Source organism: Candidatus Propionivibrio aalborgensis (genome assembly GCF_900089945.1).
GTDB classification, from domain to species: domain Bacteria; phylum Pseudomonadota; class Gammaproteobacteria; order Burkholderiales; family Rhodocyclaceae; genus Propionivibrio; species Propionivibrio aalborgensis.
Genome location: NZ_FLQY01000012.1, coordinates 45,524 through 55,583 on the forward strand (window position 1 = coordinate 45,524; position 10,060 = coordinate 55,583).

The 10,060-nt window shown below is 57.3% G+C and carries 10 protein-coding genes; all 10 read right to left on the reverse strand.

Annotation, left to right across the window (positions count from 1 at the left end; genetic code table 11):
- Positions 1 to 3 precede the first annotated feature (3 nt).
- A complete protein-coding gene (gene rfaE1, locus PROAA_RS01165) occupies positions 4 to 936 on the reverse strand; it encodes a D-glycero-beta-D-manno-heptose-7-phosphate kinase (RefSeq protein ID WP_186409555.1) in 933 nt (310 codons plus the stop codon).
- A gap of 18 nt (positions 937 to 954) precedes the next feature.
- Positions 955 to 2,121, reverse strand: coding sequence for a lipopolysaccharide assembly protein LapB (gene lapB, locus PROAA_RS01170; RefSeq protein ID WP_425393988.1), 1,167 nt, complete (start codon positions 2,119 to 2,121; stop codon positions 955 to 957).
- Positions 2,122 to 2,169: 48 nt separating this feature from the next.
- Complete coding sequence (locus PROAA_RS01175; protein WP_186409557.1) at positions 2,170 to 2,454, reverse strand: LapA family protein; 285 nt, start codon at positions 2,452 to 2,454, stop codon at positions 2,170 to 2,172.
- Between the two features lie 81 nt (positions 2,455 to 2,535).
- Positions 2,536 to 2,829, reverse strand: coding sequence for an integration host factor subunit beta (locus PROAA_RS01180; RefSeq protein ID WP_186409558.1), 294 nt, complete (start codon positions 2,827 to 2,829; stop codon positions 2,536 to 2,538).
- 9 nt (positions 2,830 to 2,838) lie between these two features.
- The gene (gene rpsA, locus PROAA_RS01185) at positions 2,839 to 4,536 is read right to left on the reverse strand and encodes a 30S ribosomal protein S1 (RefSeq protein WP_186409559.1); all 1,698 of its coding nucleotides are present in this window, start codon (positions 4,534 to 4,536) and stop codon (positions 2,839 to 2,841) included.
- Between the two features lie 172 nt (positions 4,537 to 4,708).
- Positions 4,709 to 6,652 carry a bifunctional 3-phosphoshikimate 1-carboxyvinyltransferase/cytidylate kinase gene (locus tag PROAA_RS01190; RefSeq protein WP_186409566.1) on the reverse strand — a complete coding sequence of 648 codons (1,944 nt, stop codon included), beginning with the start codon at positions 6,650 to 6,652 and terminating at the stop codon, positions 4,709 to 4,711.
- 5 nt (positions 6,653 to 6,657) lie between these two features.
- Positions 6,658 to 7,542, reverse strand: a complete 885-nt coding sequence (locus PROAA_RS01195) for a prephenate dehydrogenase (protein ID WP_186409560.1) — start codon at positions 7,540 to 7,542, stop codon at positions 6,658 to 6,660.
- Positions 7,539 to 8,642, reverse strand: a complete 1,104-nt coding sequence (gene hisC, locus PROAA_RS01200) for a histidinol-phosphate transaminase (protein ID WP_186409561.1) — start codon at positions 8,640 to 8,642, stop codon at positions 7,539 to 7,541. The genes PROAA_RS01195 and hisC overlap by 4 nt, the downstream gene beginning before the upstream one ends.
- 28 nt (positions 8,643 to 8,670) lie before the next feature.
- Positions 8,671 to 9,762, reverse strand: coding sequence for a prephenate dehydratase (gene pheA, locus PROAA_RS01205; RefSeq protein ID WP_186409562.1), 1,092 nt, complete (start codon positions 9,760 to 9,762; stop codon positions 8,671 to 8,673).
- Between the two features lie 70 nt (positions 9,763 to 9,832).
- The coding region (locus PROAA_RS01210; protein ID WP_186409563.1) for a DNA gyrase C-terminal beta-propeller domain-containing protein at positions 9,833 to 10,060 on the reverse strand (228 nt) is incomplete at its 5' end.

Below are 10,060 nucleotides of genomic sequence, written 5' to 3' on the forward strand. Positions count from 1 at the left end.
CCCTCAGTTCAGTGCCGCGTCAAGCTCGGCACGCGTCACAACGGCAGTACCCAACTTGCCGACTACAATGCCGGCCGCGACATTCGCAACATGAATCGCGTGCGTCCAATCAGCACCGCGCGCCAGCATGACCGCCAGCGTGGCAATTACCGTATCACCCGCGCCCGACACATCAAACACCTCGCGTGCCACGGCCTTTTCATGGACCGTACCCCCGGCATGGAAAAGCGACATGCCCTCATCGCTGCGCGTAACCAGCAGTGCCTGGAGCGCCAGTTCTGTGCGCAGAGCACTGGCTTTGCGCTCCAGCTCAGCCTCGTCCTTCCAGCGCCCGACGACAGAACGCAGCTCACCTCGATTCGGCGTAATGATCGTTGCGCCCGCATACTTCGAGTACTCTTCACCCTTCGGGTCAACCAGAACGATCTTTCCGGAAGCACGCGCCAAACTGATCATCTCGCTGATGTGCGTCAATCCACCCTTGCCATAATCAGAGAAAACAACGGCATCACACATGGGCAGGCGCTGCTCGAACTCTGAAAGCTTTGCCCGCAGCACTTCATGCGAAGGTATCGTCTCGAAATCTATTCTCAACAGTTGTTGCTGTCGGCCAATCACGCGCAGCTTGACCGTTGTCGTAACGGCTTCGTCGATGTACAGGCTGGCGTTGATGTCGCTTTCTTTCATCAAGCCTCTTAGCCGTTCGCCCGGTTCATCATTACCGACCAGCGCCAACAAGGAGACCTGTGCTCCAAGCGCCGCTGCATTGCGTGCCACGTTGGCGGCCCCTCCGGGACGTTCCTCGCTACGCTCGACCCTGACGATCGGCACCGGCGCTTCAGGCGAAATGCGCGACACCTCTCCGAACCAGTAACGGTCGAGCATGACATCGCCGACAATGAGCAGGCGAACTGTCGAAAAATCTCCCAAAACCATGCAAATTACCCCGGCAAACTAAGGCGTCAAATCGAATTCTTCGGTACGTTTTGGCGAGTAGGTCTCCCAGCCGCCACACGCTGGACAGCGCCAATAGAACTGTCGTGCCTTGAAGCCGCAATTATCGCACCGATAGCGTGCCAGCCGGCGTGTGTAGCCCTGCACAATGCTTTTGGCAAGATCCAGATCAGCGCGCGTTTCGGGCGGTGCGACCAGCAATCGGGCTTCGATCAACTTGTCGAATCCGAGCAGTGTCGGGTTGCGTTTCAACTCGTCGCGGACCAGACAATACGCCGCGTCGGCGCCTTCACTTTCCAGCACGAGCTGAAAGACGACGTCAAGCAGGTCGAGCGAATGATAATGCTCCAGATAGCCACGCAGAAGCTGCAAACCTTCGTCGCGACGCGCCAGCTTGCGAAATGCATCAAGCAGACGGGAGGCAACCAGCGCCAGATAGGTCGGGTCCTGCTGCTCGATGCGTTGCCAGCAGGCAACAGCCTCCTCGATTCTGTCTTGCTGTGCCTCGATGTCACCTTGCAACAGACTGGCACGAACACATTTCCGGTTACGCTCAAGCGCTGTCTTCAGGTAGCCCGACGCAACGTCGCGTCGCGAACGAATCATTTCAGCGGCGGCAAGCTCGCAATAGTACTCGGCAATTTCCTTCTGCGTAGCGATGTCAGGCAGTTCAGCGGCGATGGCTATCGCCTTCTCCCAGTCCTTTTCGAGCTGGTAGATTTCGAGAAGATTCCTCTTGGCTTCCTTGACCATTGCCGAGTCACGAAGCTTGTTGAACACTTCCTCGGCGCGGTCGAGCAGACCAGCTTTTAGATAATCCTGCCCCAGTTCGGACAACGCCTGCAACTTCAGATCCTGCGGCAGATCATCCCGCTCGACGAGATTCTGATGCATACGGATGGCACGTTCGGTCTCGCCACGACGACGGAACAAACTGCCCAGCGCGAAGTGCAGTTCAATGGTTTGCGGATCGACCTTGACAGCATCGACGAAGGACTCGATGGCCCGGTCCGGCTGTTCATTGAGCAGGAAATTGAGCCCTTGAAAATAGGAGCGCGGCAAGGCACGCGACTCCTTGACCAAGTGCCGGATATCGATTCGTGCAGCCGCCCAGCCCAGTCCGAAGAAGACGGGGAAGAAGAGGAGTTGCCAGTATTCGAATTCAATCATGCCATGCCAATTTTATGGTCACACGCGAAACCTGATCGCCGCACGCTATTTCGAGTCCAGTTGCGTTGCGCGATTCTGATGCTGATTCGCTGATTTCAGTTCGCGCTTCAATTTGCCCACTTCCCGGCGCAAGTTGAAAACCATTCCGAGCAGCGACATCACGCCCAGTACCGCACCGCCCGCAAAAAAGGCCAGAACGATGATGATCAGCGGTGCTTGCCAGACGGAATCAAAGAAAAAGCGGACGCCCACGGGATCCGTGTTCTTGAGGGCAAAGGCGAACAAGAACAGGAATATGAAAATGCGAAATCCCCACAACAAGGCATTCATCGGTCATCCTCCAGCAATGAAAAGGGCGGCAACCTTCGTCGCCGCCCAACAGGGTATTTCACGGTATCACCGCTTCGTCACTCAACCCGCGTTGAGCGCGCTATCGACACGCTCACGCAACTCCTTGCCAGCCTTGAAATGTGGAACCCATTTTGCCGGGACACTGACTTTATCCCCGGACTTGGGGTTTCGGCCAACGCGCGGTGGTCGGTAGTTCAGCGAAAAACTACCAAACCCGCGAATCTCGATACGATCGCCCTTGGCCAGAACCTCGGACATCGCATCGAGAATCATCTTGACCGCGAAATCGGCATCTTTTGCGACAAGCTGCGGAAACCGGTCCGCCAGTCGCGCGATCATATCTGACTTGGTCATGCTCAAGCCTTATTGTGTGTTGCTCAGCTTGGCCTTCAGCAAAGCGCCAAGGTTTGTTGTACCCGAGCTCGCGTTGCTGTCCGCTGAAAACTTCTGCATCGCTTCATGTTGCTCGGCCTGATCCTTGGCCTTGATCGACAGGTTGATCGAACGCGTCTTGCGGTCGATGTTGATGATCATCGCCTCGACTGCGTCACCTTCCTTATAAACCTTGGTCAGGTCATCGATACGATCCCGCGACACTTCCGAGGCTCGAAGATGGCCATCCATGTCGCCCTCCAGAGTAATGACCGCACCGCGGGCATCAACCGACTTGACGACACCGCGAACAATGGCGTTCTTCTCGTGAGTGGCAATAAAACTGGTGTAGGGATCACCGTCAAGCTGCTTGATGCCGAGCGAGATACGCTCCTTGTCGGTATCAATGGCGAGAACGACGGCTTCAACTTCGTCGCCCTTCTTGAAGTTGCGGATCGCTTCTTCGCCGGGAACGGACCATGACAGATCCGAAAGGTGAACCAGGCCATCTATGCCGCCCGGCAGACCAATGAACACGCCGAAGTCGGTAATCGACTTGATCGCGCCGCGAACCTTGTCGCCCTTCTTCTGGTTCATCGAGAAATCGTCCCACGGATTGGCCGCACACTGCTTCATGCCAAGCGAAATACGACGTCGCTCTTCGTCAATCTCGAGAATCATGACTTCGACTTCGTCGCCGAGCTGAACCACCTTGGACGGATGAACGTTCTTGTTCGTCCAGTCCATCTCGGAGACGTGCACCAGGCCTTCGATACCTTGCTCGATTTCGACGAAAGCGCCGTAGTCGGTCAGATTGGTAACCTTGCCGAACATACGGGTGCTCTGCGGATAACGACGCGAGATGCCGACCCACGGATCTTCGCCAAGCTGCTTGAGGCCCAGCGAGACGCGGTTCTTGTCCTGATCGAACTTGAGAATTTTGGCTTGCACTTCGTCGCCGACTGCCAGAACTTCTGACGGATGACGGACACGGCGCCAGGCCAGGTCGGTGATGTGCAGCAGACCGTCAATGCCTCCGAGATCGACGAATGCGCCGTAGTCGGTAATGTTCTTGACGATACCCTTGACGATACTGCCTTCCTTAAGATTGGACAGCAGTGCTTCGCGCTCTTCACCAACGCTGGCTTCGAGAACGGCACGACGGGAAACGACGACGTTATTGCGCTTGCGATCAAGCTTGATGACCTTGAACTCGTAGGTCTTGCCTTCGTATGGCGTAGTGTCCTTGACCGGACGCATGTCGACCAGCGAACCCGGCAGGAATGCACGGACGCTGTTGGCCATGACGGTCAGGCCACCCTTGACCTTGCCGGTGATGGTTCCGGTGACCAGGGTGCCTTCGTTCAAGGCAGCCTCAAGGTAGTTCCATGCGGCAACGCGTTTGGCGCGTTCACGCGACAGGCGGGTCTCGCCGAAACCGTTTTCGAGTTGCTCAATGGCGACCTGCACAAAGTCGCCGACATTGACTTCAAGTTCGCCCTGATCGCTCAGGAATTCTTCGCGATCAATATAGCTTTCGGACTTCAATCCTGCATTGACGACCACAAAATTCTGGTCGATGCGCACCACCTCAGCGGTGATGACTTCACCCTGGCGCATTTCCTGACGCGCAAGGCTGGCTTCAAAAAGATCTGCAAAACTTTCCTGGATAACGGGATTAGCTGACATATATAAAATGACCTGTCCGCATGGCTGCGGGTAAAGTTAATAAAAAATCACCGATTCTGATCGCTACCCCAGCGGAACACGAAGTGTCCTGACGGGCATGCGAAATGTATTGAACCGGCAACAATTAAGGGAACGGCATTTGCCCACACCCGGCATTTACACACTCCCTTTTCTATGCGCCCTGTTTGCTCCAGGACAAGACCTGAGACACGGCTTGTTCAATGGTCAAATCTGTCGTATCGAGCAAATTGGCGTCTTCACTCTGCTGCAAGGGCGCAACGCTACGTTGGCTATCGCGTTGGTCACGTTCGCGCAAATCCAGCAAAAGAGGCAGGATACTAGCAGCGATTCCTTTTTCGATCAACTGCTTATGACGTCTTTCCGCTCGAACTTCAACGCTCGCAGTGAGAAAAACCTTGGTCAGCGCATCCGGAAATACCACTGATCCCATATCGCGACCATCGGCGACCAAACCGGGAGCCCGCCGGAAGACGCGCTGTCTGAAGAGCAGCGCATCACGCACTGCAGGCAGCGCCGCAACCTGGGAAGCCCCTGAGGAGATTTCCTCGTCGCGAATTGCGTCATTGACTTCATCGCCGGACAGCCGTATCGAGTTCTCGCCAAACACCACATCCAGTCCGGCAGCGATGGTTGCTGTGGCCGCCTCGTCGTCCCACGTCACGCCGGCGCGTCTGCAGGCCAAGGCGGTGAGGCGATACAAGGCCCCCGAATCAAGGTAATGCCAACCCAGTGTCGAAGCAAGACGTGCCGCAACCGTACCTTTGCCCGAGGCTGATGGACCGTCAATGGCAATTACCGGAACAGGCTGCGTGACCGCTGCGAAACGTGCAAAAAAATCGGGGAAAGTCTTGGTGACACAACCTGGATCATTGATGCGCAAGGTGTTAGCAAACGCTGCCAGGGAGAAACACATGGCGATGCGGTGATCGTCATAGGTATCGATACCCGCGGGAGGAGTGAGGAACGAGGAATGGGGAGGGGTGACGCGAATAAAGTCGGCCCCCTCCTCGACCGCCGCCCCAAGCTTTCGCAATTCCGTCGCCATGGCGGCAATGCGGTCGGTCTCCTTGACACGCCAGCTGGCGATATTGCGCAGCGTCGTCGCGCCTTCCGCAAACAACGCGGTCGTCGCCAGCGTCATCGCCGCATCCGGAATGTGCTTGCAGTCAAGGTCAATCCCGTGCAACTTTCCCTGCAGTGGCCCGGCAGTTTCAATCCAGTTCGGGCCTCTTTCGACGCGGGCACCCATCAGCGCCAACGCGTCGGCAAAACGCACATCACCCTGAACCGAATCGCGACCGACGCCCTCAACGCGTAGCGGACCGCCGCCAATCGCACCAAGGGCAAGGAAGTACGATGCCGAAGAGGCATCACCTTCAACGGACACCACCCCTGGCGAACGATAGGCATGGCCGGCGGGAAGGGTAAATCGCTGCCACCCTTGGCGCTCCACCTGTACACCGAAGCGCGCCATCGTCGCGAGGGTGATTTCAATGTAGGGCTGGGAGATCAGATCGCCCACCACCTCTACCGTGGTTTCTACGCCGGTCAGCGGCAACGCCATCAACAGGCCGGTCAGGAACTGGCTCGACAGATCGCCTCGTACCTGCAGTACGCCACCGGAACGGATCGCGGACGGGCGAATCTCGAGCGGCGGGAATTTTTCATTCCCAAGATAGCGGATGTCGGCGCCAAGCTGGCGCAAGGCGTCGACAAGATCGCCGATGGGTCGCTCATGCATCCGCGCCACGCCGGTCAGCGTGTAGTGCCCACCTGCCAGTGCCAGCGCCCCGGTCAGCGAGCGAAACGCCGTTCCGGCGTTGCCTAGAAACAGCTCGGCCTGCCGGCACGGAAATTTGCCGGCCACGCCGTGCACGCGATAGGCGCGATCACCCAGAGACTCCACGACAACGCCAAGCAATCTCAATGCATCTATCATGCGCGCTGTATCGTCGGACTCCAGAAGATCGCGAACTTCAGTCTGTCCGTCGGCGAGCGCGGCGAGTAGAAGCACGCGATTGGATATGCTCTTTGAGCCGGGCAGACGCACTACGCCTTTTGCGGACAGCAGCGGCGGCAGATCGACGAAGTCCATGACCATCACTTGCCCTTGCCGTCCGCCCAGTTGCGACGCGCCTTGCGGGCGACGTCGAAGGTTCGCTCAAGCAGGGCGCCGTCATCACGCTGCAACGCATCGCGCAATGTGTCCAGCTGCGCGCGATAGCGGTCGAGTTCGTCCAGCAACGCTGGACGGTTGGCCAGACAGATATCGCGCCACATTTCGGGATGGCTGGCAGCAATTCGCGTGAAATCGCGGAATCCGCTTGCCGCAAAATCAAAAAACTGATCACAGTTCTCGCGCACTGCCAGTTCATATACCAGAGCAAAAGACAATAGGTGCGGAAGATGGCTAACGGCGGCAAAAATGCGATCATGATCGGCCGGCGGCAACTCGTGAACCTGTGCGCCACACCATTCCCAGGCCGAACGTACACGAGCCACATTAAGAACGGGGTTTTCCGGCAAGGGAGTCAGCACCACTTTCTTGTCGCGATAAAGATCGGCGCGCGCCGCCGCTGCCCCACTGTTCTCGGCTCCGGCAATGGGATGCGCAGGAACAAATTGTCCAAGCTTGTCCGAAAAATGCTCACGTGCTGACGCGACCACATCCGCTTTGGTGCTACCACCGTCGGTAACGACCGTCTGAGCGCCAAGATAGGGAGCAATGCGCGCCATGATCTCCGGCATCTGACCGACCGGAGTGGCCATCAAAACAAGATCGGCATCGGCGACTTCCTGTCCGGCATTGGCACCCACACGATCGATAATACCCAGGTCCATGGCCTGAGTCAGCGTGGACAGGCTACGGCCGAAGCCAACGACTTCCTCGACCTGTTCGGCAGCCTTGAGCCCGAGAGCGAAGGACCCGCCGATCAGGCCAACGCCGAAGATGACCAGCTTGCCAAATTCGGGGCTTCCGCTCATTGCTGCGGCCTCGTCAGCGCGTTGTCCAACGCTTCGAGAAATCGAAAGTTTTCCGTCTCGGTGCCAATGGTCACTCGCAACCACTCTGGCATACCGTAGCCGCCAATCGGACGGACGATCACGCCTTGCTTGAGCAGCCTCTGATTCAGAGCCGCCGCATCGCCGGCCTTGAATGTCACGAAATTTCCATGCGACGGAAGATGCGAAAAGCCGAAGTGCTTCAGGCCGGTGACGATCTGCTCCATGCCGGAGCGATTGAGCGCATAGCTGCGTGCCACAAACTCGTGATCGTCCAGTGCGGCCGTCGCTGCGGCCAGCGCCAGATTGTTACAGTTGAAGGGTTGACGCACGCGATTCATCAGATCGGCTATTGCAACCGATGCCAGCGCATAACCAATACGCAAGCCGGCCAGACCGTAAATCTTTGAGAAGGTCCGCGTGACGACAAGATTCGGAAATTCGGCCAGCCAGGCGGTCGTATCGGCACGTTCCAATGGAGGAATGTACTCGTTGTACGCTTCATCGAGTACGACAACGACATCCGGGGGGGTAGCTCGCAGAAAGGCCTTCAGTTGCGGATATGTCAGGAAGGTGCCGGTCGGGTTGTTCGGGTTGGCGATCCAGATCAGCCGGGTGTCAATGCGAATCGCATTACCCATGGCCTCAAGGTCGTGTCCGTAGTCCTTTGCCGGAACTTGGATCAGTTCGGCACCTGCCGAAAGTGTCGCCAACGGATACACGGCAAAAGCATGTTGCGAAAAAATGGCCGAACGACCCGGTGACAAAAATACTCGGGCAATCAAATCAAGAACGTCGTTCGATCCGTTGCCTAGAACGATGTGCTCCATGCCCAGAGCAACATGATTCGCCAGCGCATGTTTCAGCTCGAAGTCATCAGGGTAGCGCTCCAGTGAAACGAGGGCTTTTTCAACCGCCACCTTCGCTTTCGGGCTCATGCCCAAGGGATTCTCGTTGGAAGCCAGTTTGACGATTCGCTCAACCGGTATGCCCATTTCGCGAGCCAGTTGAGTGATCGGCTTGCCCGGCAGATAGGGTGAAATGGCACGAACGTTAGGCAACGACTGGTCACACAGCGCCATGGATGATCCTTGAAAAGTTGGCGGGTCGTCAGTAGACAGTAACCGGGTAGGAACCCATAACTTTCAGATAGGCTGCGCGCTGGCCAAGCTCGGCCAGCGCCGTCGCCACGGCGGGATCTTCTCGATGCCCTTCGATATCGACGAAAAAGACGTACTCCCACAAAGTATGCCGCGCCGGCCTGGATTCGAGCCGGGTCATCGATACACCGGACTCGGAAAATGGCGCGAGCAGTTTACCGAGCGCACCTGTCCGGTTGTGCGCCGACATGATCAGCGATGTCTTGTCTCGCCCCGATGGCCTCGCTTCCTGACGACCGAGAACGACAAAACGTGTGGTGTTGTTCGGCTCGTCTTCGATGCTGCTCGCCAGTTTTGGCAACTGGTACCGCTCGGCGGCGGCCTCCCCGGCAATCGCCGCAGTTCCTGCCTCGGCAGCAGCGCACTGAGCCGCCTGAGCGTTGCTGGCCACCGGGATACGCTGGGCATTAGGCAGGGAACGATTCAGCCATTCGTGGCATTGCGCCAGTGATTGTGCATGCGAATAAACCTTGCTAATGTTGCCAAGCGATGTTTCACTCGACAGCAAATGCTGGTGAATTCGCAGCACGACTTCGCCACAGATCTTCAGCGGTGTGGTCAGCAAGAGATCAAGGGTGCGCCCGATCGCGCCTTCGGTTGAATTCTCGATCGGCACCACGGCATAATCGGCGTGCGACGCTTCAACCTCACGAAACACGTCATCAATCGAAACTTGCGGCATCAGTCGCGCCGCATGGCCGAAGTGTTTGGTTGCCGCGCTTTCCGAGAAGGTGCCCAGCGGACCGAGAAAGGCAATACCGAGCGCTTGTTCAAGCGACAGACAGGCGGACATGACCTCGCGGAAAAACCAGGTAACGCTCTCGTTCGACAGGGGCCCCGGATTGATTTCCTGAATGCGACGCAACACTTGCGCCTCGCGCTCGGGGCGATAAATGTAGCCCGCATCCCCGTGACTTGCCTTGATTTCCCCAACCTGCTGCGCACACTTGGCGCGACGATTGAGAAGCTCGATCAACTGTGCATCGATGGCGTCGATCTCGGCCCGTACTATCGAGAGTTTTTGCTGAAGCTCATCGCTCATGGTCTATATCCGGCATGGTGTCGGCATTTGCGGCTCATTTGATCATGATCTCATGCTCGGGGATCGGACTTTACGATTGATCCATCCCTGGAGCTTTCTCATCGCCTGACTCCGGCACGACATCCTGATCATCTTCCGTTTCGACAACTTTTTCCAGACCGGCAAGCTTTTCGCCGGCATCCAGCGCAATTAGTGTAACGCCTTGCGTGGCACGGCCTAACTCGCGGATTTCGCTGACGCGCGTGCGGATCAGCACACCGCCCGTGGTAATCAACATGATCTCGTCTTCGTCATGGAC

What these genes read in the sequence shown, in the direction of transcription:
- rfaE1 (WP_186409555.1), bottom strand. Translation starts at nt 936, where the DNA reads ATGGTTTTGGGAGATTTTTCGACAGTTCGCCTGCTCATTGTCGGCGAT.
- PROAA_RS01175 (WP_186409557.1), bottom strand. Translation starts at nt 2,454, where the DNA reads ATGAATGCCTTGTTGTGGGGATTTCGCATTTTCATATTCCTGTTCTTG.
- PROAA_RS01180 (WP_186409558.1), bottom strand. Translation starts at nt 2,829, where the DNA reads ATGACCAAGTCAGATATGATCGCGCGACTGGCGGACCGGTTTCCGCAG.
- rpsA (WP_186409559.1), bottom strand. Translation starts at nt 4,536, where the DNA reads ATGTCAGCTAATCCCGTTATCCAGGAAAGTTTTGCAGATCTTTTTGAA.
- PROAA_RS01190 (WP_186409566.1), bottom strand. Translation starts at nt 6,652, where the DNA reads ATGGACTTCGTCGATCTGCCGCCGCTGCTGTCCGCAAAAGGCGTAGTG.
- PROAA_RS01195 (WP_186409560.1), bottom strand. Translation starts at nt 7,542, where the DNA reads ATGAGCGGAAGCCCCGAATTTGGCAAGCTGGTCATCTTCGGCGTTGGC.
- hisC (WP_186409561.1), bottom strand. Translation starts at nt 8,642, where the DNA reads ATGGCGCTGTGTGACCAGTCGTTGCCTAACGTTCGTGCCATTTCACCC.
- pheA (WP_186409562.1), bottom strand. Translation starts at nt 9,762, where the DNA reads ATGAGCGATGAGCTTCAGCAAAAACTCTCGATAGTACGGGCCGAGATC.